The organism is Methanobrevibacter sp. V14 (assembly GCF_963082475.1).
In the GTDB taxonomy this organism is placed as follows: domain Archaea; phylum Methanobacteriota; class Methanobacteria; order Methanobacteriales; family Methanobacteriaceae; genus Methanocatella.
This window is the reverse complement of record NZ_CAUJAM010000008.1, coordinates 214,203-240,735: the sequence shown is the minus strand read 5'-3', so window position 1 is coordinate 240,735 and position 26,533 is coordinate 214,203. Positions and strand designations below refer to the sequence as shown.

Genomic DNA, 26,533 nt, shown 5'->3' with positions numbered 1-26,533 from the left:
ATTATATGGTGTAATCTGTTTTAATTATAAGTTTAAAGAGTATTTTGCCCATAAATTTATATATCTGATATATTTAAAAATATAGTTTGAAGTTTTATTTTATCATTCAATAAATTTCATATGCTGAAGCTATTTTTACTTAATATTTGGTGTAACTATGAGTTTGGAAGACTATTATCTTAAATTGCCCGATTTTATAAAATTCAATTCTAAAGTTCTAAAATTGAGTTTTGATATTGTAGGTAGGATTAATAGCTCCACGGGAGTGTCACCTCAAGACTACATTTCAGAATTATTTTCTAGGGATGATAAGTTTAAAAGAACTCATAGTAAATTTCAGGTATTGTATGTGGAATTGCTTATTTTCATAGATAAGGTTTGTAATAAATATGGAATTGATTATTGGTTAGGTTTCGGTACGCTTTTAGGTGCTGTAAGGCATGGGGGTTTTATTCCCTGGGATGACGATATTGATTTAGTTGTTCTTAGAAAGGATTATAATAAGTTAATCGAAGCACTCCCAAAAGAACTCAATAAACATGATTTAAAAGAATTTTGCGGGTTAACATTACTTTTGGAAAATAGAAAAAATTATTTCAATGATTTTAATAGTGTTTATGATGTTAAAGATAAAGAGGGCAATAAAATAATTGATGGAAAATATAACTTTTTACAAATCGCCTGGTTAAAACCATTTGTTAAAATAGATCTCTTTCCTTTTGATTTTATTGAAGATGACAAGTTAGGTGATATTTATACTAAATTTGCACCTGCCCAGTATAAATTTTATCATGAAATGTTATCGAATAAATCTAAATATGTTGATCAAATTGATTTGGCTCGTAAGGAAGTTGGATTTACAGATTTGAAAACAAAGCAGTTTTCGGATACTATTGAAGGGGTTCCCCATTGGAAAATAAGAATTTTCGATACTGATAAAACATTTCCATTAACTTCCATAAAATTTGAAGGACATGAGTTTAATTGTCCTAAAAATGTTGATCATCATCTCACTTCAATGTTCGGCCCTCATTATATGGATTTTCCTGAAGTTATTGAGAATCATGATACATTGGAATTAATTGAAACTCAATTTAATTCAAAAGAAGAAATGGATAATTCTTTTGATGAAGCAATTAAATTCTTAAAAAATATTAATGAAAATTTCGAATAATTTGTAAAATAGCTCCATAAAACAATAATTTTATAAAGTATATAATGTAACATAATATTAGTATTTAAATTATTTTAAAGTATTAATTTTATATTAATTAATTAGCTGGTGTTTATATTGGAAAAAATTAAAATAGGAATTGTTGGATTAGGAAACTGTGCAAGTTCTTTAATCCAAGGAATACATTATTATGATGGTAAAGACCCAAAAGATGCAATAGGACTTATGCATTGGGATATTGGGGGATATACTCCTAGTGATATTGAAGTTGTTGCAGCATTCGATGTTGATGCAAGAAAAGTTGGTAAAACTATTGACGAAGCAATATTTGAAAAACCAAACTGCACAACTGTTTTCCAAAAAGATATTCCAAAATATGATGTCAAAGTAAGCATGGGTCATGTTTTAGATGGTGTTGCAGAACACATGTCTAATTATGATGATGAATACACATTTGTAGTAAGTGAAGAAGAGCCTGTTGATGTTGTTAGTGTTTTAAAAGAAAGTGGTGCTGAAATTCTAGTAAACTACTTGCCGGTAGGTTCTGAAGAAGCTGCAAGATACTATGCACAATGTGCACTTGATGCTGAAATCGCATATGTAAATTGTATGCCTGTATTTATTGTAAGTGATGACGAATGGGATGCTAAATTTAAAGCTAAAGGAATTCCTATTGTTGGTGACGATATTAAAGCTCAAATCGGTGCTACTATCACACACAGAACACTAGCTAGCTTATTCATGGATAGGGGTGTAAAACTGGATAGAACCTATCAAATTAATACTGGTGGTAACACTGACTTTTTAAACATGCTTAATCGTGAAAGATTGGATTCTAAAAAAGAATCTAAAACTGAAGCTGTTCAATCAGTATTAGATGAAAGAATGGATGACAGGGATATTCACATTGGTCCTAGTGACTATGTCCCATGGCAAAATGATAATAAATTATGTTTCCTTAGAATGGAAGGCCGTACATTTGGTGATGTTCCAATGAATATTGAACTTAGATTAAGTGTTGAAGACTCTCCAAACTCTGCAGGATGTGTAATTGATGCTGTAAGATGTTGTAAAATTGGTTTAGAAAGAGGAGTCGGTGGTCAATTAACTTCAATCTCCTCATATACTATGAAGCATCCTCCAATTCAATACACTGATGATGAAGCATATGAAAATGTCGAAAAATTCATTTCTGGGGAATTAGAAAGATAATTTTTCAATTTATTTCCTATATTTTTTAATTTTAAATAGATATTGTTTAATATCTATTAATGATTCATTTTATTTTTTGTTTTAACTTATTTTTAATGATTATTTAGGTATAATAACATAATTTATATAAACTAATAAGGACATATATTATAGTTGGATAATTTAAGATTACTTTATGATAAAAATTTAGAGAGGTGTAATTAATGGCTAAAGTAAGATTTACAGAAACAGCTCTTCGTGATGCTCACCAATCTTTACTAGCAACTAGGATGAGAACAAGAGACATGATTCCTATTGCTGAAGAGATGGATAAGGTAGGATATTTCTCTGTTGAAGCGTGGGGTGGAGCAACCTTTGATACTTGTATTAGATACTTAAACGAAGACCCTTGGGAAAGATTAAGACAATTAAAATCTGAATTTAAAAATACTCCAATTCAAATGCTTTTGAGAGGACAGAATTTAGTTGGTTATAAACATTATCCTGATGATGTAGTAACAAAATTTGTTGAAAAATCCTATGAAAACGGCGTCGATATATTTAGGATTTTCGATGCTTTAAATGATATTAGAAATATGGAAAAATCAATTAAAGTTGCTAAAGATCAAGGTGCACATGTTCAGGGAACAATAAGTTATACTTTAAGTCCAGCACATACATTAGATGATTTTGTTAATTTAGCAAAAGATTTAAAATCTCTTGATTGTGATTCAGTAGCAATTAAAGATATGGCAGGTTTAATAACTCCTACTGCTGCTTATGATTTAGTATCAAAACTTAAAGAAGAAACTGATTTGCTTGTAGATTTGCACTGTCATTGTACTAGTGGAATGACTCCAATTAGTTATTACGCTGCATGTCAGGCTGGAGTGGACATATTGGACACTGCAATTTCACCTCTTGCTTGGGGAACATCACAACCTCCAACAGAAAGTATTGTTGCATCACTACAAGGAACGGAATTTGATTCTGAATTGGATTTGAAATTATTGAATAATATTAAAAAATACTTCTTGAAAATCAAAGAAAAATACTTAGGAATACTCGATCCTATTTCTGAAAGTATTGATACTGATGTATTATTATATCAAATTCCAGGCGGAATGCTTTCAAATCTTATTTCACAATTAAAAGAACAAAATGCTCTTGATCGATACACTGATGTATTGGATGAAATGCCAAGAGTTAGAAAAGATATGGGTTATCCTCCACTTGTAACTCCAACAAGTCAAATTGTAGGTATCCAATCAGTAATGAACGTTTTAGGTGGAGAAAGATACAAAACAGTATCTAATGAAGTTAAAGAATACATGAAAGGAATGTATGGTAAACCACCAGCACCAGTAAATAACGCAATATCAAAAAGAATTATTGGTGATGAAGAAATAATTACCTGCAGGCCGGCAGATTTACTTGAACCTGAATTTGATAAATTCAAATCTGAAGGTAAAGAAAAAGGATTTGTAAAATCTGATGAAGATGCTTTAACTTATGCATTATACCCATCAATTGCACCTAAATTCCTTAAAGGTGAAGCTGAAGAAGAAGAACTTAAACTAGCTCATACAATCAATGATGATGGAATTGGCATACCAACTCAATATAATGTTGAAGTTGATGGAGATATGTTTGAAGTTAAAATCATGCCTACTGGGTTTATGGAAATTGAAGAAACTCAATCTGGAAACTTTAAACCGGTTGAAGGGGCAGTTACTTCACCAATGCAGGGTATGGTAATCAAACTCAATGTTAATGTTGGGGATAAAGTTTCACAAGGATCCACTATTGCTGTAATCGAAGCTATGAAGATGGAAAATGACATACAATCTGAAGTAAATGGTGTTGTTGAAGAAATATTCGTAGAAACTGGTGATGCAGTAAGTATTGGGGATACTTTGATGGTAATCAAATAGATTGCCGTTATATATTTCTTTTTTTTGAGAGTAGTGAGTGTTGGTAGCAATTATTTGATTTGGAATATTTCTCATTTTCTCCTTTTTGATAATTTTTTATCAATTATTTTACTATTTTATGGAATGGGTATTAAAATTAGTACTAAAACAGTGACTAAAATTATTGAAAAATTTACTTATAAAAATTGTGAAAAAATATTTGAGAAAACAATAATAAAAGTTAATGAAAAAGTTTCATTATATAATCCTTATGAATTAATCAACCCAGTTAATTTAAGAAATTTATTTTTTAATTTTTAATTATATTATATTTTTAAAATAAGTTTTACCTCTTTTCTAGCCTAATTAGATTATCAGCAATATTTTCACATCCAAATCGAGAAAAATCACCAGATTGATGGAATTCAGAAAACTCTGGAATAAAATCGAAAAGTTTATATTCTTTTAACTCCATACACTTCATGTGGAGCTTTGATATTGTTGTTTTTCATATTAATATTTAAGTTCCACATTTTATATTAATTTTACTACTTTTAAATTAAAAATAAAGAAAAAATTAAACGAAAAAAAATTCGTGGCTCAAAAACTAGTGAAAATTCAAATCACACAAGTTGAAAGAGAATTATTAAAAAGGTTTTTATACACAATATAATAAGTTTTTAACCTGCACTCCTTTATAAGAAGATATTATAACATATTTTTTAGGTTTTACATTTGTTTTAACTTTAAAAACAGCATAACCATACTTATCAGTAATGACAAAGTATGTTATGCCATTGAATTTAATGGTTACATTTCCGCCAGCTACAGCTTTTCCATTAACTGTCACAAGAACTTTATAATATGCTTTAGCAGAGTAAACAGCATTGACATTTGAAGCTTTTAAAACAGGTTTTGGAATAGTAATAGTAGTGTTTTTAGAAATACTTGGGTACTTATCATCCCCTGAGTAAGTTATAGTTGCATTGTAAGATCCATGATTTAAATCATCAACAACAATAGTTGCACTACCATTTACTAACTCTTTAGTATAGGTTTTATTTCCAATAGTTACAGTTAAATTACCAGTAGCATCAGTCAAATTAATACTAAATACAGGATTAGGGCTTCCATCAGGAATGGTCACATATAAAGTAGAATTTGCATCAATAGGTACTTTTTCTTTAACAACAAAACTGGATTCGATTGAACTGCCTTTATAGTTATCATCCCCAGAGTAAGTTACAGTAGCTGTGTAATTATCTGGATTCAAATCAGTAATCTTAACGGTAGCTTTACCATCTTTTAATTCAGCAGTATAATTTTTACCCTCAACAGATACAGTTAAATTGCCAGTTGCATTAGGTAAACTGATTGTGAATGTAGGAGTTGTACTGTTTACAATTGTCAAAACATTACTATCTAATTCAACTTCACCAACAATAACTTCAAATGTAGGAAGCGCATTTGTCATGGCAAATTCATAATGTTCCATATCTTCATATACAATGTTTGAAGGTGTGTAAACTCCAACAGGCAATAAATTAATATCGAATGACACTGGATTATCATCTTCTGATTCCACATAATTAACAATATAATCAGTTCCTCCAATAGTTATGGTATAATTACCACCTACATTAGCATAGAATTTACCAATAGCATGATTAGGATAAGTTACATTATCTATAGTCAATACGTAGTTAATTTCTGCTTTAGCAATAGCAATAGTAAAAGTATAATTAGCTCCATTGTATGAATCATTACCTTCAAATACAGCAGTGATTTCATGAGCTCCTATTCCTAAAGTACTAGCATTTAATACAAATTCTTCACCGATGTTTGCTCTACCTAATTCAGTTTCGCCTTTTTTATAGATAATTACTCCGTCGATACCCTCTAAAGTGGTTGTGACAACATCAAATGACTTGTCATCCCAAGTTCCAGTATAATAATTATCATCATTATGTTCATGGTTAACAGTGACATTTAAGGTAACATCTTTTTTAGACGATCCGTTGATTACAACTGAATATCTTAAAATATTGTTACTTTCAAATGCATATTCACCTTCCATGAATTTGTATGCATAATAACTTGCGTTAATAGTGAAATCAGCAGTTTCATTTACAACAAAACTAAATGCACCAGTGTAAGTTCCCCTTACTGGATTATCAACAGCTTTTTTAAATCCTCCAACATTAAATTCGATTCTTTCAGTAGTTGGATTATCAACAGAAGAAGTAAGGTAATATTCAATATAAATTGTAACATTGCCTTCAGCAGATATTGTAATGGTGTCATTACTAATGTAGTTAGCATCCCTAATAATTAATTCGCCGATTTTTGGTTCAGGGTATACAGTAAAGACTGCATTTGTAATATTTGCCCCATCCTGACCTGTTACATTAGCATAGTACTCGCCAGCAGCTAAAGTAATATTTTGACTGCCTTTTCCACCAGTTACGGTTACTTCCACCATAGTTCCGTTAACATCAATAGTGTATTTGCCATCAATTGTTGCGGCAACTTTGATTTCGACTTGACTTTGTAACGTTACATCTTCAACAGAAACTACAATTTGATTTTGAGCAGATTTTTCAACAACATGAACAGTTACTTCGTTACTTTCAGCTGATGCATAAAAATCGCCACCATCTTTTTTGTAACTAGCAGATAAAGTATAATTACCAACAGGTAAAGTTAAAGCAGTAACAACATTTTTAGTTAAAGTAATGTTTTCAACACCATTAACATATAATGTTATTACACCATTTCCACCAGTTAAGCTAGCTAACACATCAAAACTTGTGCCATTCTCAACAGTAATTTCAGTGCCGCCATTAACGGTTAAGTCTAAAGTATTTGAAGATAAAAGGGTGTATGAAGCCCCCGCAGACACATCACTTTGCTTATAATTACCTTCACCCGGGAAGTAGACACCATACAAATATCCAGTATAACCTGGGGAATGAACTGAATCAGAATAATTACCAGTTTCACCAGCATTAATAGTTAAAATAGGGTCAGCATAATAATAATTTAAAGTATCATAAATTTTAACAACACCAGAAGTTACAACATTATTATTTTCATCCTTAACCGTAGGAATAACAGTAATATTATTATTAATTATTACTTCACTTGGAGACAATTCCAAAGTTACAGTAGTAGCCAAAGGTTCAGAATTTTCAACAACATTTACATTCAATATATTGGAATAAATATCATAATTGTCCTTAGGTACTTTAAATAAGAAAGAATAAGTGCCCACAGATGTGAATGTTAATGGAGCACCCTCACCACTTGTAGCTACCCCATAAGTTGTTGATGGAAGCAAATTCACATAAGTATTCTGATTTTCACGAATATAAACAGTATCCCCACTAGATGGAGGACCATATGATGTATCATAATCAGTACCCATTTTAACATAGATAGGGACATTGACAGTAGCGGTTATTACTCCGCCAACATCAACATATCCACTTACAGGAGTTAAAGAAGTATATGCTGTTCCTTCTAAAATATCATCGTTAGAAGCCCCTAGAACTTCATTACATTTTTCATCACCGACATTAACAGTGTTGCCTTCCATGGCAACATCATCAACATCATCTATTTCATTTAATTCACTTATTTCAAGAGAATTATCATAATCTGTTAGATTTACATCATTAATATCATCTACAGCACTAACAGAACCTAAGAATAGTAGAGTTATGGCAATAACAAAAACAGCCATAATAAATTTATTATTTTTAATAATTTCACCTCAAGTACACAGATATAATAAAAATATATCTTATAGTATTTTAGGTATAACTAAATATTTAAATATTACCATTCAAACAAAATGAATCAAAAAATTAAGTCAAATCAACAATAATTTATTTCAATTACCCTTTAAAGTTAGCAATAATACTGCAATAAAAAGTAATTTCATCAAAAATAGCTATAAATCTGTTGATAATCACAACAGTCAAAATTCTATAAAAAATTTCAGAGTCTACGGCAGTGCAAACTCCGAAATCAAAATTTTTCACGACTTGATAATAAATCACTTAATAGTTATTGCATTCATTACATATAAACTAAATGGTTAGTCCAAATGCATATCCAAGATAAAAATGAATTAAACAATCTAAATTTATAAAAAAAGCCATACAAATCGTATTATTTATTAAGAATATGAAAATAAAGTATTTAGAAAGTATTTAATCAGATTATATTGCAAATTTTAAAAAAAGAATTTTAATCTAAATTCAAAATAGGCAAACTTCAGCAAAATACGCAACAACGGTTTTCACCAGAAAATAAAACAAATTACATATTAACAATATTCTTGACAACTACATGATAAAAATAATGTTTATTTAAGCTTAAAAATAATAATAACAAATCAATATTATTCAAATTACATAATAGATACATTTAAAAATAATTAAAATAATATTAAGTAATTACAAATTAAATTGGTGGAAAATATGCAAATTAAAAGCAATATTATTATTAATGACATTACTCGTATGAGCGAAATAGCTAAACTCTACAGCATTACAAATCAAAATGAAAAGTCTAGAAAATATCACAAAAATATTATTAATCTTTGCGACAAGTTTCCAAAAAACGAAGCAATGCCAATTCAAAATTAACTCCTTAAATTACCTAAACAAATCCTATAAATCTCTTGAAACAACAAATGAACTGTTACATATTAATCCCTACAACATCCTCGCACTAATTAATATTACGACTTATTTAAGGAGAGATTGAATGTTTAAAAAAATTCATTTGAAAAAATACTTAAAAAAGCTGAAAAGAAATTGCAAAATGAGAGATATGGTGAATCTAAAAATACATATCTAGAATGTCTTGCACTGGAACCTGACAATGTTTGCGTTTTAAATAATTTAGCTCAAATCTATAGTATTCTTGGAGATAATGAAAAATCAAAGAATTATAATGAAATTCTTTTAGAAGAATGTAATAAACAATTGAAACATACCCAAGATGAAACTATTTTAATGCTTAAAACCAATGCATTAATTTCTCTTAAAAGAACTCTGGAGTTAAATGAAGCTGTTGACGCATTATTAAAGATAAATCCAACCAATATTGTAGGATTATTTCAAAAAGCCCATTACTTAGAAAAGACTAATCAAAATCAAAAAGCGATTATATGTATTGATAAAATCATTAAACAACAACCCCATAATATTTCAGCATTGCTTTTCAAAGGGAGGAATTTAGTTGAATTAGAAGAGTTTAAACTGGCTGAAAATGTTTATAATATTGTCTTTAAAATTGATCCGAAAAATGAAAATGCTGCAAATTTAAAATCACAACTTCTCAAAAAGAAAAATAATATTAATATAACACCACATGATTTTATGTATAAAGCTCTTAAACATTGGCAAATGAATGATTTTGAAATTTCTGCGAGTTATTTTAAAAAAGCAATAGATTTAAATCAAAATTATGATGAAATTTGGTTTGCGCAAGGTGAATTATTTATTAGAATTGGTAGAATTGGAGATGCAATACAATCTTTTAAAAAAGCATTTGAAATTAATCCAGATAGTGGCGGCATTGAAAAACACGATGCGTTTTTTAAACTGCTTGAACGCATGAAAAAAATTAATATCCTATTTGGTTTTGAAAAATAAAAATTAAATCTAGTTTATAACTTAAAACCAGTTCCGACAAACTGTGCAACGTCCCTGCCCAAATCATCAGATATGTTAACAATTATAATTGATGATGTTCGGCCACTTTTACGGCAAGTTGCCTTGGCAAAGAGTTTATCCCCTTTTGGAGCAGATAAATAATTAATACTTACTTGTTGAGCAACTGTTAATTGGTGTATTTGATTTGAGAGAATTGCAAAAGCGAAATCGGCCAATGTAAATATTACTCCACCCATTACTCCACCATAAGCATTTCTATGTTCATCACTTAATTCCAAACTACAAAATGCTTCATCTTCAGTTAAATCATCTAATCTTATTCCAGTATTTACTGCAAATTTGTCTTGATAGAAAAATTCTCTTGCACTTTCGACTGAATCATAATTAACCATATTTAACACCTACTAATTATTTAGATATTCATTATAATTAAATATTTTAAATACCTGTCAAAATTAATATAATGAGAAATTATTATATTAATAATATGGAAAAATTAACTTTGAAGATAGCTGAAAGACAAGAATCAGGTTTAATTTTAGAATACATTAAAAAACTTGCTGATTATGAAAAAAGATCAGATGAAGTTATTGCAACATCCCAAGACATTGAAAAATGGGTCTTTGATGAAAATCAGGCGGAAGTAATATTTGCTCTTCTAGATGGCGAACCAATAGGTTTTGCACTATACTTCTTAAGTTTTTCAACATATACTGGAAATGTAAATATGCATCTTGAAGACCTATTTATTGAACCTGAACACAGAAACAAAGGTTACGGGAAAGCACTTCTAAAAGAACTTGGAAAAATAGTACTTAATAGAGGTTATGGACGCTTTGAATGGACTTGTCTTTCTTGGAATAAACCAAGTATTGATTTTTACTTGTCAATTGGAGCTGAAATGAAAGATTGGGAGTTATTCCATTTTAAAGGTGAAGCTTTAGAAAAATTTGTGAATGAATAATCATCTCAATTATAATGAATTTAACAATAGCTGAAAAAGCATGCTGAATCCATATAATATCATTTAAGGATGCTAATCTTGAATCTCCAAATACGGTTTGTAAAATTTATATTGCTAAGCAACTAGAATTTTAAAGGAATCAAATTAATGATTCCTATTTGTGTTAAATTCATCTTTTGAATGTACTCCAACAAGAGAAGCGAAAACCGCAATTATACATGCAATAAAACAAATCAAACAAATTGTTTGAGATGCCTGAACAATCATAGTTGCATATTCATGGGATAATTTTAAATTGCCCATAACCCAAGCAAATACCAATGTTAAAAGACCCAAACTCATTGTCTGACCAATTGTCCTCATTGTTGCTTGTGAAGCAGATGCTGTTGGAGCATATTTTGGTGGAACAGAACTCATAATCGCATTCATATTAGGACTTGAGAATAAACCCATTCCAATACCTTGTAAAATCATGGCTAAAACAACGACGAATAATGGAGTGCCTTCATTGAGAAATATTAATATTCCTAATGATACTGCTGCAATTCCAATTCCAACTGCTGCTAATTTCTGTGGATGAATTCTATCAGATAACTTACCAGTATTCGGAGCCATTACTGCCATTATAATTGGCGTAATAACTAATATTAAACCAGACATTTGGGCATCCCAACCCCGCACATACTGAAAATGGTAATTTAAAATAGTTGTTACAACCATTATGGCGAAATAACTACATAATGCCGCAATATTTGATGATGTGAACTTATTATTTTTAAATAAATTCAAATTAAATACAGGGAAACTTTGTTTTAACTCATAAACACCGAATATGCATAAAATTATTATACCTACTATGGTTAAAATAACACCTCGAGTATTTACTAAAGAGGTGAATCCATAAATGAATGTTAAAATACCTATTCCCCATAAAATAGAACCTAATTTATCAATAGGTTGGTTTTCATAGGTTTTCCATTCTTGTGGGATTTTTACCGCCATCAGTATCATACATAAAACTAAAAATGGAATTACAAAATAAAATAGCGATCTCCAACCTAGATTGTGAACTAAAAATCCTCCGATTACCGGCGATAGTGAGGTTGCAAGATAAACACCAGTTACAGTAACACCTAAAGCTTTACCACGATTTTGTGGTTTAACTGCTTGAACTACCATAGCCATTGATGAAACATTTAAAAATGATACACCAATCCCTTGAACAATTCTAAATAATAAAAAGGATTCTGTTGAAAAAGAAAGACATCCTCCAATAGATCCTATCAAATATACAATAATACCTGCTAAAAGTGATTTTTTAACTCCGAATTTTCCTGAAATTTGACCTGCCGGAACGGTGAACACCGCAACAACTAGGAAAAATATTGTTGGAATCCAATTTTGAACTACATTATTCATTACAAAATCCTGTGCAATTGCAGGAACACCAATTATTATCCCATTTGATAAAAATATTGCAAAAAAAGATGTAATGAAAGATATAAACATTACAATTGTTTCAAATTTTATTTCCATATTAATTACTTCCCAATAATATTCATAGAATTAATTGAAATTTCTTTAATTCTTCTTTTTAAATTTTCATCGGCTTCAGTTAATCCTACTTTCATTTCCCAATCTTTTGATATTTGTCTTACTTTAGGAACTATTTCATTAGCTTTAGATGTGGTTTTTAACATATATTTTCGACGATTTTCAGGATTAATTTCACGTTCAATATACCCTTTATCTTCAAGTTTTTTTAAAACTTTAGCAATATTTCCCTTACTTTGAGCCAATAAACTAGCTAAATCGTCTTGTGAACAATCAGGATTATCATGAATAAACAGTATGAATCGAATGTCATGATCTATACCTAAATCACCTAATTTTGAATTTAAGTATTTTAATTGATTTTTAGAGATATTATGAATCAATGCTATAAATGGAACATTATCAAAAATTTCTTCATTCATAATTATAATTTATCTTAAAACATTATAAACGTTTCTAATGAAACTGTTTAATATGAAACATTAAAAAATTAAAAAACAATAGGAAAAATGCTTTTTATTAATTTTCTTTTTCACTTGCACTTGCAGACAGAGCATATAATTCAGAACCCATAAGAAAATATATAAATGGCTAAACAGGTGCATCGATATGTCCAAGGTGCGAAAACAGGACATTATAGACTAAATAATCTAACAATCTTCTGAAAGGACTTATATGCACGAAAAATAATACAAAAGAGTAATAATACTAATAAAAAGAAAATTCAACGAAAAAAACTATAATGGAAGCACAAAACTACAAAACAAATGAATCAAACTAGAAGAGGCATGATATTTACATAACACTCCAAGTATTTTAAGACGAAGGTTTCTGCAAGGTTAATAGTTTATTATTAATTAAAGCACCGGACGTGTTTAGGATGTCCAGTGCTAATTCGGTATTTTTGGATTAATGTTTAGATTTGCAAATATCATTGAAAAATGATACTTAGAACAAATCGATATTGAGGTTTGAAAATGTTATTAACAAGATTATAATAATTTATTCATAGGGTGATTTTCAACAGGCTCAGTTCCTAAAGGTTTTGAAGCCTCTGAAATGAACATGTCTGTTTGAGCAACTGCAGGGAATGCGATTTTAGCATTTTCAATAGGTCCAAAGAGAACAAAGTCTCCTGCACACATAACTTGAACAATGTTTGCACCAATATCACAAACAGTAAATGCAGTTTTATTTCCTTCTTTTTTATAGTCTCTTAACCAATCCCATGCAGATGGAACGTTGTGAATACCAGATCCAACAGGATAACCCCATTTTGCTTTTTCAGCAAAAGAAGTTCTAGCAGCAATACCTGCTCCCTGACCTAAAGGAGTCACAGCAGTATCCATCATAAATTTATCAATACCACAATCAGCAGCTACTTCAAGTAAACCTTTTTCATAAGCACCATCATCTCCGTTTTCCCACATATTCATTTTACCTTCAACGGTTGCATTCATTGGGTTGAATCCTAATATGATGGAAGCGGAAATGTTTGTTTCGGCAAGTGCATCTAATTCAGATTTATCTGCTGCCATGTTAATTGAGTTATAGATTGCACGTTCGGTTAAGCCTACTTCATCAGCGTACTGTGCACCAGCAACTCTAGCATCACCAGAGGTAGAATCTATAAGGAAAGGAGCGTCACAAATTTCACCAATGTATTCAATATATTTTGGAAGTGCTTCGACAGTTTGTCCGAAAACTTGTACAATATATGGATTACCGGTTACATCTGAAATAGATGCCATTTCATTAACTAATTGTTCAGCTCTAGCTTTATCGAAATCACCAATCAATTCATCATTAATAATGTTGTGTCCACCATAGAAAATGGTTCCTGCTAAAACAGTAGGATATTCCCCAGGTTGTCCACCCATTTTGACTCCGGCAAAGTCAAAAACTTCTTGTTCTTTATCAAATTTAAACATTTAATTTAACCTCATTATTTTTCGACTTAAATATTAATTCTATAAAATTAACATTAAGTCAATTGATTATTATTTTTTAATATATATAAATTTAATGAAAATAATTTAAAAAAATAAAAATATTTTGATATACTGTTTAAAATTTGTAAATCAAAATTATACAGTCCTCAGATAAATAAAGATTTAATAATAATCTATTTTTATTTAAAATAAGTAATATATAAATTACACAAAGAAAATAGACTCCAAATTCGCAAAATAAATTATTTATTATAATTAATCATTATAATAAAAATTAATTAACAATTTCGAAAGATATTTTTAAAATAAATATTATTAATTTGTTTTAACATCAATAAAGAAAAATAAATCAAATAAAGATTGTATTTTAATATATGAAATGAAGTTAATGTAAAAAGTATTTTTCACTTCAAATCAAGATAAAATTTTAATACAACATTATACTTTTATTATAGAAGAAATGAAGAGAATTTTAACATCAATTGATGAAAAAATCATCTTCATTAACATCATGATTATTTTAATAACATGATGTTATTATTCATATCTTCTAGTGTAAAATTAAAGCAATATCATACAATTCCTTGTGCATTCATTGCTTCAACTACTTTTTTAAATCCTGCAATATTTGCTCCTGCCACGTAATTTTTATCCATTCCATATTCAGTAGCAGCTGCAGCAACATTTGCAAAGATATCTTCCATGATGCCTTGAAGTTTAGCATCCACTTCTTCAAAGGTCCAAGATAATCTTTGTGAGTTTTGAGACATTTCAAGTGCTGAAGTAGCTACTCCACCTGCATTGGAAGCTTTGCCCGGTGCAAATAAAACATCGTTTTCTTGCAAGTATTCAGTTGCTTCAATAGTAGTTGGCATGTTCGCTCCTTCTGCAACAGCCAAAACACCGTTTGCAACTAATGCTTTTGCATCTTCTAATTGTAATTCATTTTGAGTTGCACATGGAAGGGCAATGTCACAATCAATAGTCCAAACATCTTTACCTTCATGGTATTCTGCACTTTCCCTTGCTTCAGCATAAGCTGTTAATCTTTCACGTTTTACTTCTTTTATTTCCTTAAGCAATGCTACATCAATTCCTTCCGGATCGTAGATCCAACCAGTAGAATCAGAACAAGTTACAGGTTTACCACCTAATTGTTGTGCTTTTTGAATAGCATAGATTGCCACATTACCTGCACCGGATACTGCAATAATTTTATCTTTAATATCGATATCATTGGCTTTTAACATTGCATTAGTAAAGTATAATAACCCATATCCAGTCGCTTCAGTTCTTGCAAGAGATCCTCCGAAAGTCAATCCTTTACCAGTTAATACTCCTTCGTATAAACCTTTAATTCTTTTGTATTGTCCAAACAAGAAACCAATTTCTCGACCACCTACTCCAATATCCCCTGCTGGAACATCAGTGTCTGCACCAATATATTTGCATAATTCAGTCATGAAACTTTGACAAAATGCCATGATTTCCCTATCGGATTTTCCTTTGGGATTGAAGTCAGACCCTCCTTTACCCCCGCCAATTGGAAGTCCGGTTAAAGAGTTTTTGAAGATTTGTTCAAATCCTAAGAATTTAATAATACCTATATTTACAGAAGGATGGAAACGTAATCCTCCTTTGTAAGGTCCAATAGCTGAGTTGAATTGTACACGGTATCCTGTATTTACATTTACTTGCCCTTCATCATCAACCCATGGGACACGAAATTTAAATTGTCTTTCAGGGTTAGTTAATCTTTCAAGGAGCGCATTTTTTCTGTATTCTTCTTCATTTTCTTCAATTACAACCCTTAGAGATTCCATTACTTCACGTACAGCCTGATGGAATTCAGGTTCTGAAGGGTTTTGTGCTATTATATTTTCAATTACTTCATCTACATATGACAAAAATATTCCTCCAAATAAAATTTAAATTAATTTTTAAATATCATTAAAATTTAACAATATAGTTAATTATATACACCTTCTCATATTTAAATATTATTCATTTTTACCATAATTTATATAAGATTATTCGAATAAATTAATACAATTATTAAACAATGAATAAAAATATATAAAAGAAATTAGTAACTTAAACATGTCTTTTACCATATTAATCTACAATCAACAATAAAAATAATCAAATTATAAACAAGTCGGAAAGTACCTTCCAGCAAAGAAATGGTGGTGGAAAAACCAAACTTAAAATAAAAATAAAAAAATAGAGCCATATAAAATGACTAATATTCAACGTAATATCTAAGCACTGCTGCAATTCCACCAAATGCTCTTAAAAGTTGCATACCCTCTTCAGTTTCAGTGGAAATAAATTCTACATCAGTATTTACTTCTTCAGCCCTTTCAACAAATTCATCAGCTAAATCAATTGAAGAAACTTCTTTTAAAGTTTCATTACAATTAGGGCATTTTTCTTTAAGATTATCTGCTTCAGCTTGTGTTTTAACAGTAATGTCCTTCTCATATCCGCAACCAGAACAAGTAAATTTTTTACGCATACTATTTAAATCTTCAGATAAAAGTAAAACATCCACAGCCCCCATGATTAAGTTATTTCTAACTTCCTTTTCCCCATAAGAAGCAAGTCCTTTTTCTTTGATCAATTCCTTAATAAACCTTTGAACAAGTTTCTTTTCATGCATTACATCAAGGTTTTCCAAATCATCAGCAGACTTGGCAATGACCTCGCGAATACCTTCTTCACCAGTGTAAGAAGTATCAACTATACTTATAACTTTATTTTTAAGTTCATATTGAAGATAATCCCCATCATAGAAATCTTTTTTAGTAAATCCCGGCCCGCCAATAATAATTCCTTTCAAATCGTCTTTAAGTGGTAAATATGATTCATTCATATGTTCACCAATACGTTTTAAGAATTGATGAGCAAGATCTTCAATTACACGGTCAAATCTCCTTTGAGATTGTCCTCCGGCTTTGTGTTTTCCAGGAACACCACTAGTTAAATGACCAAGAATATTTTCCTTTTTACCTTTTAAAGTACCATAAGTAGCTTCATTTCTATCAATAACCGCCACACCATAAACATCATGCTCTTCAATCATGTACTCCAATGGTTCTAAGAAAAATTCATTATTACATTTATACCAGTAAGTTGTGATTGGTTCCAGCGGTTCCAAAACATATTTTTCCATTTTTTCAGTACCCAGACCTCCTTTGGGAATCATACCCACAAATAAAACCAAACCATTTTCCGGCGGTTGTTTATATAATTTAATACTCTCTAAAATTACTGCAATCGCAGACTGTACATTTTTTCTTGTTTGTTTACTTTTAATGTTAGCACTCTGACCCATTTCGTCTCTCATGTGCTTACCAACATCACTTAATTGTTTAGTTGGTGGAATATAAACGGAAACAAGCTCTGTACCTCTACCTCTTTTATTTGCTAATTCTTTTAAGGTTTTTTTAAATTCATATAATTCTTTTGATGATACTTTAGCCATGTTATCCCTAAAAATTAAATTAATATAATGGTTATAATTATATAAATACAAATATAAATAAGTAATGAAAAAACTATCAAAAATGCATAAATTAATGTGAATTTTATGAAATGGAAAATTGGAAATGTTAAAATCGACAACCAAGTTGTTCTAGCACCTATGGCAGGAATATGTGATTCAGCATTTAGAAGAATAGCTAAATCAATGGGCTGCGGACTGATATCAACAGAAATGGTGTCTGATAAGGCAATAGTGTATGAAAACACAAGAACCAAAGAAATGTTATACATGACCAAATTCGAAAGACCAATTGCACAGCAGATATTTGGTGCTGAAGTAGAATCATTTGAAATTGCATCTAAATATATCTGTGAGAATATGAACCCAGACATTATTGACATTAATATGGGCTGTCCAGTTCCTAAAGTAGCCATACGTTCACAGGCAGGAAGTGCACTTTTAAAAAATCCTCAGAAAATAGGTGAAATTGTTGAAGCAGTAGTTAAAAGCATTGATGTTCCAGTCACTTGTAAAATCAGAAGTGGATGGGACAATAGCTCCATTAATGCCCTTGAAGTAGCTGGGATTATTGAAGATGCAGGAGCATCAGCAATTACGGTCCATCCAAGAACCCGTCAGCAAAGATATAGTGAAAATGCCAATTGGTCCATTATAAAACAGGTGAAAGAAGCATTGTCAATTCCAGTTATTGGTAATGGAGATATCAGAACATGTTATGATGCTCAAAAAATGATAGATGAAACTGGTTGTGATGCAATAATGGTTGGAAGAGGAGCATTAGGCAATCCCTGGCTTATTCGCCAATGCATTGAGTATTTAGACAAAGGAATTGAACCTGAAAACATCACAATTGATGAAAAGCTTGACATGATAAGAAAACATGCTGAGTTGATTAGTGAAATTATGCCTGAAAAAGTAGCCATGCATAAAATGAGAACCCATAATGCATATTATCTTAAAAATCAATGGAGAAACTCTGAGATAAAACCTAAAATATTTAAAATAAATACAAAAGAAGAGTTATTTGATTTGCTCAATGAATACATTGAGTTAATCAGTTAATTTCATTTTTCCAAATTTTTCAAATAATTCTAAATCCTTGTCTGAAATAGTATCGATTTCAAGCAGATCCATTCCAGAAATATCCCTCACTTCACGAGCTAGATGAACATAAGTATCCGGATAATCATTATATCCAAATATATGCCAGATAATGTTATCCTCAAAAACAATTTCCAAATACCAATCATAACCTTCTAAGTCATCAGGATTGCGTGTATTTGATTTAATATGGTATTCATCGAAAATCCATGAATAAACATGATATTTTTCTAGGAGACTATAAATTAACTCCTTATCGGCTGAATCCATCTCTTTTTCAATATATCCCTCGATTGAATTATTTCTAAAATTAACTATTAATCTTGGGTTTGGAAGTTCATATGGATAAGTTTTGTAATGTCCAAATTCAATTGCTTTAATTGGCAATTTATCCTCCAGATAAACTCCATCGCCTTTAATGTCAAAATAAAGTGGAGTTGCCAATTGCTTTTGATAATTCAAATGCAAAACATCAAAATCAAATAAATCATTTAAAATCTCACCAAATTTAACCCAGTTATCCGGAAAATTATTTTTAAAGCTATACTCCTCATAACTGTCAGTTGAATAAATAATCACATTACATGAATAGATCAACTCTATTTTTTCAAAATAAGAAAAATCTTCAGATTTAAATCCATCAAATAATTTTAAATTATGAAAATCACCTAAAAAATCATCAATCTGCCTATCAATTAAATGATAGATTTCACTAGTCATTTTACGCCTTAAATCAACAAGTATATCCCTCCATGAATCATCGCAAAGTGGATTTTCATTTAAAAATTTATCCCCATTTCCTCGCTCTGAGATTTTATAATAAGCATTTTTATTAACAAAATCCAATGTAAAACATTCATAATGGCAGTTCAGTCTTTTAAAGTTAAATCTTTGGGTGACTTCAATTTTTTTAATCATCAATTATTCTATCTCTTACAAGTTTAATATATTTATCCGGCATTACAAACATTTATATAATAATCATTTGTAATTATTAAAATAAGTGATAATATGATAAGAAGATGCCCACAGTGTGGTACGGCAACAGATGATATGTATGGTTTTTGTATAAAATGCGGTCATGAATTTCCAAAAATTGAATCTGATGCAGACAGATGCCCATTATGTGGATATAATAATCCTGAAGAAGCAGATTATTGTGTTAAATGTGGAACTCCATTAGTTTTTAAACAAAAATTTCCAGGTGACCCCGATAGCAATTTGAATCCAATTGTTATTAAAAAAGAAATTTCAGATAATGCTCAAAATTATAGGAAACCAAAAACAAGCAAATGGTTAATAATTTTTGGATATATCTTCTCTATTCTTGGAGGACTCCTAGGTTTAATTATTGCAATTTATTTATCTACAAGAAAAGATCCTGTAGCTAAAAAACATGGACATATTCAATTATCAATATTCCTATTCTATTTACTGGTAATCATCATATTGATTGCAACCAGACAAATTCCATCTGACATACTAACCCAATATAAACAATTACTTGCAGGAAATTTTACATCAATTTAAAGGCAAGTACATTACAATAGCTCCGTCACCATTATCGTAATACCCCGGAACCACCCTTTCAACTTTAAAGTTAAATGTTTTATAAAATTCAACTGCACCGGTGTTATTTTCATTTACTTCCAAATAAATCGTGTCTAGATTTAGAAGTGAAAGTATAGAAATGGCTTTTACAAGAAGTTGAGTTCCTGCTTTTAGGCGACGATGATTTTTATCAACAGCAATGGAAATAATATGGCCTTGCTTTTCATATTTAATCCAAAAAATCACATATCCAATTACATAACCCTCATGTTCAGCTACCAAAAATCCAACACCCATTTCATGTAACTGTTGAAACATGTTTATACCATAAGATTGGTCAAAAGACATGTTTTCTATTTCAAAAACTCTCTTTAAATCATTTGGATTAAATTTCCTTATAATCATACAGAATAAAAATATAAAATACAAGATATTTAATAGTTTGTATTACGAATATAAAACTGAGGATATAAAATGTGGAATGATTTTGAAGAGTATATTCTAAACGAAGTTGGAGACAACAATATTAAAATTGCAGAAGTTGCTGTTGGCAGATTCGATAAAATTGCAAACAAATTAGCTATGAACGAGAACATAACTCTAATAAAAACAGATATCCACCCCAAGGATAAAAGTATTATAAGAGACGATATTGCAAATCCGAATCTAGATTTATATAAAGGTGTAGAGGTTATTTACTCAATCAGACCCCCAAGCGAACTTCAACCACATTTAGTGAACCTGGCTTTAAAAATCAACGCACAATTAATCATTAAACCTTTAACTAACGAAGATTTAAATACTGGTAAAATTAAAATGAAATTAAAAAATTACAAGAGAGCTAGCTTTTATACTTTAAGGTGATGAAATGGAAAACCCCTTATCAAAATTTAACACTTCAAAAAATGGATTGACTAATGAAGAAGTCATTGAAAGACAGAATAAGTATGGTTTAAATAAAATTGAAGATAAAAAACCAACCCATTTAGTTATATTATTTTTAGAACAATTTGTAGATATTTTAATAGGGCTTCTTTTAATTGCGGCAGCTGCAGCTTATGTGATTGGAGACGTTATAGATGCAGGAGTCATTGTTCTTGCAGTATTGTTAAATGTTGTTATGGGATTTATTCAAGAATATCGATCCCAAAAAGCAATGGAAAGTCTTAAAAGTTTAATTGTTAAAAAGGCAGCGGTTAAGAGAAATAATATTATTGAAGAAATTAATTCCGAAAATATAACCATTGGAGATATTGTTGTTCTTGATGAAGGGGACAAAGTACCTGCAGATTTAATCATAATTGAAGCTAATGATATGACATGTGATGAATCCACGTTAACCGGAGAATCCGCAGCAGTTTCTAAAGAAGTTGGTGATGAATTATTTATGGATACCAATATTTTATCTGGAAACTGTCTAGGAGTCGTTAAATCAATTGGGATGAACACGCAAATAGGTGAAATTGCAAAGATCATTCAGGAAGACGATGAAGAGACCCCACTTAAGATTAAAGTAAGGAAATTAGGAAAAACACTATCCGTAATTGCAATCATTGTTTGTATTGCCATTTTTATTCTAGAGTCATTTAAAGGAATTCCTATTGTTGAGACATTTATGACTGCAGTTTCCCTTGCCGTCGCTGCAATTCCCGAAGGTCTTCCGGCAGTTTTAACATTGACCCTTGCTTTAGGAATGTCTCAAATGGCAAAATCCGATGCAATTGTCAGAAAATTATTATCAGTTGAAACTCTAGGTTCATGTACCATCATTTGCAGTGACAAAACAGGCACTTTAACTGAAAACAAAATGACCGTTGTTGATTCCTATTACACTAATGAAGATAAAACATTGAAAATTGGAAAACTATGCAATAATGCCAGTATCAATAAAGGAGAGGCCATAGGTAATCAGACAGACGGTGCGATTATGAAATACTGTCAAGACTGTGAAGTAGACCTGGAAAGACTTGATGAAATCCCACTTGACAGTAATCGTAAAATGATGACAACGATACATAGATTGGATAGTGAAAACAAGATTATTTTAACAAAGGGTGCACCAGAAATAATTTTAGACAAATGCAAATACATAGATAATGATGGAAATATTGAAATTCTTGATGCTGAAAGTAAGGAAAACATATTGAAAAAAGTTAATGAAATGAGTGATAAGGCATTAAGAGTAATTGGTTTTGCATACAAAATAAATGATGATGAAAAAATAGAAACAAATTTAACATTTACAGGATTGCTTGGACTAATTGATCCCCCAAAAAGTGATGTTAAACAAGCAGTGAGCGATTGTAAAAAGGCTGGAATTACTGTTAAAATGATAACAGGAGATTATGAAAAAACAGCATGTGCAATCGCAAGAGATTTGGGAATATTGACTGATGGAAAGTCAATAACCTGTGAAGAGCTAAGTAAACTTACAACAGAAGAATACTTAGCTATTGCAGAGGATATTCAAGTATATGCAAGAGTGAAACCGGCGCAAAAAATGAAAATTGTTGAAGCGCTAAAACAAACTGGCAATGTTGTTGCAATGACCGGGGATGGTGTAAACGATGCACCTGCACTTAAAAAAGCATCTATTGGAGTGGCAATGGGTGATGGAACCGATGTTGCAAAAGAATCATCAGATATGATTTTGCAAAATGATGATTTTTCCACAATTGTAAAGGCAATTAAAGAAGGCCGTAAAATTTATGACAATATTAAAAGATTTGTTAAATTCCAAGTATCAACAAATGTTGGAGCAATACTAACAATTGTTGGAACATCACTTTTAAGTTTACCCCTGCCATTTAACCCCGTTCAATTATTATGGTTAAATATTGTTATGGACGGACCTCCAGCTCAAACATTAGGAATTGAAGGAGCCGAAAGAGATTTAATGGAACGTCCGCCTGAAACCGGAGATATCCTAACCCGAAAGACATTGACTGAAATTCTAATCTCAGGCATAGTAATGGCAATTGGAACTATCTGCGTATTTGCTTACCAGTTAAGCATTAATTCAACTGAAAGTAAAGCGATGACAGTTGCATTTACATTATTCGTGATGTATCAGCTATTTAATGCATATAACGGAAAAGCAAACTCCGAAAAAAGAAGCATTTATTTGTATGTAGCAATTATTACTTCATTCATACTCCAATTATTGATCATATACATACCTCAATTGCAAATTATATTCAGAACATCATCAATTAATTTAACTGATTGGATAATGATTATGATTGTAGCATCAACAATCATTATTACTAAAAAAGTAATGAATAGTGTGATAAAATGAAAATATTATTACTCGGCGGAACCAAAGACTCTACCAATATTATCCAACACATTAAAGAAAAATATGATGCATATATTTTAACAACCACAACTACTGAATATGGTGGAAAATTAGCTAAAAAAGCAGGTAGTGACGAAGTCATATCCCGCCCTCTTCTTAAGGATGAAATAACTGATCTTATTAAAAAACAAAGTTTTGAAATATTAATTGATGCAACACATCCATTTGCAGAACACATTACCAAAACTAGCGTAAGTATTTCTAATGAGTTGAACCTAACATATATTCGCTTTGAGAGACCTACCACCAACCTTGAAAATATAGACACATCATACGTCCATTATGTTAATTCCTTTGACGATGCGGGGAAATTAATTAAAAAGGAATTTAAGGAAGGTAATGTGTTGCATTTTGCAGGAGCTAACACTATGGAAGACATCATGAAATATGTTTCAGCAGATAGATTCTATCCAAGAATTTTAAAAGTAGAAAGTTCAATTGTGAAATGTGAAAAATTAGGTGTTGATCCGTCCCATATTATTCCAATGAATGGTGCTGCAAGTATTGAAGAAAATATTGAGTTAATGGAGAAATATGATGCAAGCGTGATGATTACCAAAGAAAGCGGTGACATTGGAGGAGTTATTGAAAAAATCCAAGCAGCAAATGAAAAAGATGTTGGTGTGGTAATGATTCAAAGACCAAAAATAGATGAATTAAATAAAAACAACATAGTATCTAATTTAGAGGAATTAGATATTAAATTAAAAAAACTTTTTTAAAAAATAGATATAAATATAAACGCCGAGACTGGGATTTGAACCCAGGCGAGGAAACCCTCACAGGATTTCAAGTCCTGCGCCTTACCAGACTAGACTATCTCGGCATATAGAAAGGAATATTTAGAAAAAATCTAAATATTTAACCTTTAAGTTCGATTTCAATACTTACATTATCAGGAACGTTGACTTTCATAACTTGTCTCATAGCACGTTCATCAGCTCCAATACCGATTAAACGTTTATGAATCCTGAGTTCCCATTTTTCCCAAGAAGCTTTTCCTTCTCCATCAGGAGATTTTCTTGTTGGTACTACTAATTTTTTAGTAGGTAACGGAATCGGACCAGACAAATCAACACCAGTTCTTTCAGCGATTTTTTTAAGTTGATCGCAAACATATGCTAATTTTTCTGGATCAGTTCCAGTGAGTTTAATTCTTGCTTGATTCATTTATTCTCCTCCAAAAAACAAAAAGAAAAGAAAGTAAAAATTACTTTCTAATTATTGTTTACAAACTTATTTAGCTGAAGTAACATTAAGACATAAACCTGCAGCAACAGTTTGACCCATATCTCTGATAGCAAATCTACCCATTTGAGGGATTTCTTTTGCATTTTCGAGACACATTGGTTTGGTAGGTTTAATTTTAACAATAGCTGCATTACCTGTTTTTAAGAAGTCAGGGTTTTCTTCGTCAACAGCACCGGTAGCAGGGTTTAATTTTTTAGATAATTCTAAGAAAGTACATGCTACTTGGGAAGTGTGGCAGTGGAATACTGGAGTGTATCCAACAGTAATTACACCAGGGTGTTGTAAAACAACAACTTGAGCATCAAATTCTTTAGCAACAGTAGGAGCAGAGTCGATGTGACCAGCTACGTCTCCTCTTCTGATATCGTTTTTACCTACACCTCTTACGTTGAAACCAATGTTATCACCAGGTTCAGCTACATCGAATACTTCGTGGTGCATTTCGATAGATTTAACTTCTCCGGAAGCTCCAGAAGGTTCAAAGATAACATTGTCTCCTTTTTTCATTAAACCAGTTTCTACTCTTCCTACAGGTACAGTTCCTACACCAGTAATGGAGTAAACATCTTGAATAGGAATTCTTAAAGGTAAATTAGTAGGTTTTTCAGGTGGAGTTAATTTATCTAAAGCATCAATTAAACTGTCGCCTTTGTACCAAGAAGTGTTTTCACTTGCTTCTTTAATGTTGTCCCCTTCAAATGCAGATAATGGGATGAAAGGTACATCCTTAGGATTGAAACCTACGGTTTTGATTAAGTTACTAACTTCTTCTTTTAATTCATTGTATTTGTCTTCAGAGTAATCGACTAAATCGATTTTGTTAATTGCAACGATTAATTGATTAATACCTAAAGTTCTGGATAAGAATACGTGTTCTTTAGTCTGAGGCATAATACCGTCATCTGCTGCAACTACTAAAACACCAGCGTCTGCTTGGGAAGCACCAGTGATCATGTTTTTAACGAAGTCTCTGTGTCCAGGACAATCTACTACAGTGTAGTCGTATTTTTTAGTGGAGAATTTTTGGTGAGCTAAATCGATAGTTACTCCTCTTTCCCTTTCTTCCCCTAATTTGTCCATAACAAATCTGAATTTGTTTTCACCGTCGTCTAATTGTTGTTCAGCAATTGCACCAGCTTTTAATAATAAATGTCCAACTAAAGTGGATTTTCCGTGGTCAACGTGTCCAATAAATGCTAAGTTAAGATGTTCTTTTTCTTTTGCCATTATATAACCTCTTTAATAATATTAACAATAAGCTTAAATGATAGCTTAAATTCCTTATATGTTTTTTAACATATAAAAAGATAATGTTTTTTTCATGTA

At 30.8% G+C, this 26,533-nt stretch carries 22 protein-coding genes and 1 tRNA gene; 11 read left to right on the top strand and 12 right to left on the bottom strand.

Translation table 11 applies throughout. The features are described from left to right. Positions 1-157: 157 nt before the first annotated feature. The 3 genes from Q9968_RS07065 to oadA all read left to right on the top strand — a co-directional run bounded on the left by Q9968_RS07065 (position 158) and on the right by oadA (position 4,299). Positions 158-1,174 (top strand): phosphorylcholine transferase LicD, encoded by a 1,017-nt coding sequence (locus Q9968_RS07065; protein ID WP_305514858.1) that lies wholly within the window; start codon positions 158-160, stop codon positions 1,172-1,174. Between the two features lie 117 nt (positions 1,175-1,291). After that, on the top strand, positions 1,292-2,386 hold the full coding sequence (locus Q9968_RS07060; RefSeq protein WP_305514856.1) for an inositol-3-phosphate synthase: 1,095 nt from the start codon (positions 1,292-1,294) through the stop codon (positions 2,384-2,386). Positions 2,387-2,589: 203 nt separating this feature from the next. Then, positions 2,590-4,299 (top strand): sodium-extruding oxaloacetate decarboxylase subunit alpha, encoded by a 1,710-nt coding sequence (gene oadA, locus Q9968_RS07055; RefSeq protein ID WP_305514850.1) that lies wholly within the window; start codon positions 2,590-2,592, stop codon positions 4,297-4,299. Positions 4,300-4,936: 637 nt separating this feature from the next. Here the strand turns inward: oadA and Q9968_RS07050 are convergent. Beyond that, positions 4,937-8,023: an Ig-like domain-containing protein gene (locus Q9968_RS07050; RefSeq protein ID WP_305514848.1), complete on the bottom strand. Its 3,087-nt coding sequence runs from the start codon at positions 8,021-8,023 to the stop codon at positions 4,937-4,939. A 742-nt stretch (positions 8,024-8,765) separates the two neighbouring features. Between Q9968_RS07050 and Q9968_RS07045 the strand changes: the two genes are divergently transcribed. Continuing rightward, a complete protein-coding gene (locus tag Q9968_RS07045; RefSeq protein ID WP_305514846.1) occupies positions 8,766-8,933 on the top strand; it encodes a hypothetical protein in 168 nt (55 codons plus the stop codon). Between the two features lie 171 nt (positions 8,934-9,104). After that, positions 9,105-9,947, top strand: a complete 843-nt coding sequence (locus Q9968_RS07040; protein ID WP_305514844.1) for a lipopolysaccharide assembly protein LapB — start codon at positions 9,105-9,107, stop codon at positions 9,945-9,947. A 14-nt stretch (positions 9,948-9,961) separates the two neighbouring features. Here Q9968_RS07040 and Q9968_RS07035 read toward each other — a convergent pair whose 3' ends face one another. Further along, positions 9,962-10,360 carry a PaaI family thioesterase gene (locus Q9968_RS07035; protein ID WP_305514843.1) on the bottom strand — a complete coding sequence of 133 codons (399 nt, stop codon included), beginning with the start codon at positions 10,358-10,360 and terminating at the stop codon, positions 9,962-9,964. A gap of 95 nt (positions 10,361-10,455) precedes the next feature. On the opposite strand from Q9968_RS07035, the gene Q9968_RS07030 reads away from it, so the two are divergent. After that, positions 10,456-10,932, top strand: coding sequence for a GNAT family N-acetyltransferase (locus tag Q9968_RS07030; RefSeq protein ID WP_305514841.1), 477 nt, complete (start codon positions 10,456-10,458; stop codon positions 10,930-10,932). Positions 10,933-11,076: 144 nt separating this feature from the next. Here the strand turns inward: Q9968_RS07030 and Q9968_RS07025 are convergent, their stop codons facing one another. From Q9968_RS07025 to prf1, 5 genes are all read right to left on the bottom strand, one after another. After that, positions 11,077-12,468 (bottom strand): MFS transporter, encoded by a 1,392-nt coding sequence (locus Q9968_RS07025; protein ID WP_305514839.1) that lies wholly within the window; start codon positions 12,466-12,468, stop codon positions 11,077-11,079. A gap of 5 nt (positions 12,469-12,473) precedes the next feature. Next, positions 12,474-12,908, bottom strand: a complete 435-nt coding sequence (locus Q9968_RS07020) for a MarR family winged helix-turn-helix transcriptional regulator (protein WP_305514836.1) — start codon at positions 12,906-12,908, stop codon at positions 12,474-12,476. A gap of 570 nt (positions 12,909-13,478) precedes the next feature. Continuing rightward, entirely contained in the window at positions 13,479-14,417 is a 939-nt protein-coding gene (gene mtrH / locus Q9968_RS07015) for a tetrahydromethanopterin S-methyltransferase subunit H (protein WP_305514834.1), read from the bottom strand. Positions 14,418-15,010: 593 nt separating this feature from the next. Beyond that, positions 15,011-16,345: an NADP-specific glutamate dehydrogenase gene (gene gdhA / locus Q9968_RS07010; RefSeq protein ID WP_305514832.1), complete on the bottom strand. Its 1,335-nt coding sequence runs from the start codon at positions 16,343-16,345 to the stop codon at positions 15,011-15,013. Positions 16,346-16,680: 335 nt separating this feature from the next. After that, positions 16,681-17,925 carry a peptide chain release factor aRF-1 gene (prf1, locus tag Q9968_RS07005; protein ID WP_305514830.1) on the bottom strand — a complete coding sequence of 415 codons (1,245 nt, stop codon included), beginning with the start codon at positions 17,923-17,925 and terminating at the stop codon, positions 16,681-16,683. A gap of 105 nt (positions 17,926-18,030) precedes the next feature. Here prf1 and dusB point away from each other — a divergent pair, with 105 nt between their 5' ends. Further along, positions 18,031-19,008: a tRNA dihydrouridine synthase DusB gene (gene dusB / locus Q9968_RS07000; protein ID WP_305514828.1), complete on the top strand. Its 978-nt coding sequence runs from the start codon at positions 18,031-18,033 to the stop codon at positions 19,006-19,008. On the opposite strand, the gene Q9968_RS06995 is transcribed toward dusB, so the two are convergent. Beyond that, the gene (locus tag Q9968_RS06995; RefSeq protein WP_305514826.1) at positions 18,997-19,968 is read right to left on the bottom strand and encodes a hypothetical protein; all 972 of its coding nucleotides are present in this window, start codon (positions 19,966-19,968) and stop codon (positions 18,997-18,999) included. The genes dusB and Q9968_RS06995 overlap by 12 nt on opposite strands. A 90-nt stretch (positions 19,969-20,058) precedes the next feature. On the opposite strand from Q9968_RS06995, the gene Q9968_RS06990 reads away from it, so the two are divergent. Continuing rightward, the gene (locus tag Q9968_RS06990; RefSeq protein WP_305514824.1) at positions 20,059-20,577 is read left to right on the top strand and encodes a zinc ribbon domain-containing protein; all 519 of its coding nucleotides are present in this window, start codon (positions 20,059-20,061) and stop codon (positions 20,575-20,577) included. Here Q9968_RS06990 and Q9968_RS06985 read toward each other — a convergent pair. Further along, positions 20,569-21,003 (bottom strand): GNAT family N-acetyltransferase, encoded by a 435-nt coding sequence (locus Q9968_RS06985; protein WP_305514822.1) that lies wholly within the window; start codon positions 21,001-21,003, stop codon positions 20,569-20,571. The genes Q9968_RS06990 and Q9968_RS06985 overlap by 9 nt on opposite strands. A 69-nt stretch (positions 21,004-21,072) precedes the next feature. On the opposite strand from Q9968_RS06985, the gene Q9968_RS06980 reads away from it, so the two are divergent. The 3 genes from Q9968_RS06980 to cobK are packed head-to-tail and all read left to right on the top strand — an operon-like array spanning position 21,073 to position 24,678. Next, on the top strand, positions 21,073-21,462 hold the full coding sequence (locus tag Q9968_RS06980) for a UPF0146 family protein (protein ID WP_305514820.1): 390 nt from the start codon (positions 21,073-21,075) through the stop codon (positions 21,460-21,462). 4 nt (positions 21,463-21,466) lie between these two features. After that, a complete protein-coding gene (locus tag Q9968_RS06975; protein ID WP_305514818.1) occupies positions 21,467-23,896 on the top strand; it encodes a calcium-translocating P-type ATPase, PMCA-type in 2,430 nt (809 codons plus the stop codon). Then, positions 23,893-24,678 (top strand): precorrin-6A reductase, encoded by a 786-nt coding sequence (cobK, locus tag Q9968_RS06970; protein WP_305514816.1) that lies wholly within the window; start codon positions 23,893-23,895, stop codon positions 24,676-24,678. Before Q9968_RS06975 ends, cobK begins: the two co-directional genes overlap by 4 nt. Positions 24,679-24,698: 20 nt before the next feature. Here cobK and Q9968_RS06965 read toward each other — a convergent pair. The 3 genes from Q9968_RS06965 to tuf form a co-directional block, all read right to left on the bottom strand. Further along, positions 24,699-24,782: transfer RNA gene (locus tag Q9968_RS06965), tRNA-Ser, on the bottom strand. 35 nt (positions 24,783-24,817) lie between these two features. Beyond that, positions 24,818-25,126, bottom strand: a complete 309-nt coding sequence (rpsJ, locus tag Q9968_RS06960; protein WP_042691424.1) for a 30S ribosomal protein S10 — start codon at positions 25,124-25,126, stop codon at positions 24,818-24,820. Positions 25,127-25,192: 66 nt separating this feature from the next. After that, on the bottom strand, positions 25,193-26,434 hold the full coding sequence (gene tuf / locus Q9968_RS06955; protein ID WP_305514813.1) for a translation elongation factor EF-1 subunit alpha: 1,242 nt from the start codon (positions 26,432-26,434) through the stop codon (positions 25,193-25,195). Positions 26,435-26,533 lie beyond the last annotated feature (99 nt).

Coding starts and splice junctions, on each gene's coding strand:
- Q9968_RS07065 (WP_305514858.1), top strand. CDS start 158: ATGAGTTTGGAAGACTATTATCTTAAATTGCCCGATTTTATAAAATTC.
- oadA (WP_305514850.1), top strand. CDS start 2,590: ATGGCTAAAGTAAGATTTACAGAAACAGCTCTTCGTGATGCTCACCAA.
- Q9968_RS07050 (WP_305514848.1), bottom strand. CDS start 8,023: ATGGCTGTTTTTGTTATTGCCATAACTCTACTATTCTTAGGTTCTGTT.
- Q9968_RS07045 (WP_305514846.1), top strand. CDS start 8,766: ATGCAAATTAAAAGCAATATTATTATTAATGACATTACTCGTATGAGC.
- Q9968_RS07035 (WP_305514843.1), bottom strand. CDS start 10,360: ATGGTTAATTATGATTCAGTCGAAAGTGCAAGAGAATTTTTCTATCAA.
- Q9968_RS07030 (WP_305514841.1), top strand. CDS start 10,456: ATGGAAAAATTAACTTTGAAGATAGCTGAAAGACAAGAATCAGGTTTA.
- Q9968_RS07025 (WP_305514839.1), bottom strand. CDS start 12,468: ATGGAAATAAAATTTGAAACAATTGTAATGTTTATATCTTTCATTACA.
- Q9968_RS07020 (WP_305514836.1), bottom strand. CDS start 12,908: ATGAATGAAGAAATTTTTGATAATGTTCCATTTATAGCATTGATTCAT.
- mtrH (WP_305514834.1), bottom strand. CDS start 14,417: ATGTTTAAATTTGATAAAGAACAAGAAGTTTTTGACTTTGCCGGAGTC.
- prf1 (WP_305514830.1), bottom strand. CDS start 17,925: ATGGCTAAAGTATCATCAAAAGAATTATATGAATTTAAAAAAACCTTA.
- dusB (WP_305514828.1), top strand. CDS start 18,031: ATGAAATGGAAAATTGGAAATGTTAAAATCGACAACCAAGTTGTTCTA.
- Q9968_RS06990 (WP_305514824.1), top strand. CDS start 20,059: ATGATAAGAAGATGCCCACAGTGTGGTACGGCAACAGATGATATGTAT.
- Q9968_RS06985 (WP_305514822.1), bottom strand. CDS start 21,003: ATGATTATAAGGAAATTTAATCCAAATGATTTAAAGAGAGTTTTTGAA.
- Q9968_RS06980 (WP_305514820.1), top strand. CDS start 21,073: ATGTGGAATGATTTTGAAGAGTATATTCTAAACGAAGTTGGAGACAAC.
- Q9968_RS06975 (WP_305514818.1), top strand. CDS start 21,467: ATGGAAAACCCCTTATCAAAATTTAACACTTCAAAAAATGGATTGACT.
- cobK (WP_305514816.1), top strand. CDS start 23,893: ATGAAAATATTATTACTCGGCGGAACCAAAGACTCTACCAATATTATC.
- rpsJ (WP_042691424.1), bottom strand. CDS start 25,126: ATGAATCAAGCAAGAATTAAACTCACTGGAACTGATCCAGAAAAATTA.
- tuf (WP_305514813.1), bottom strand. CDS start 26,434: ATGGCAAAAGAAAAAGAACATCTTAACTTAGCATTTATTGGACACGTT.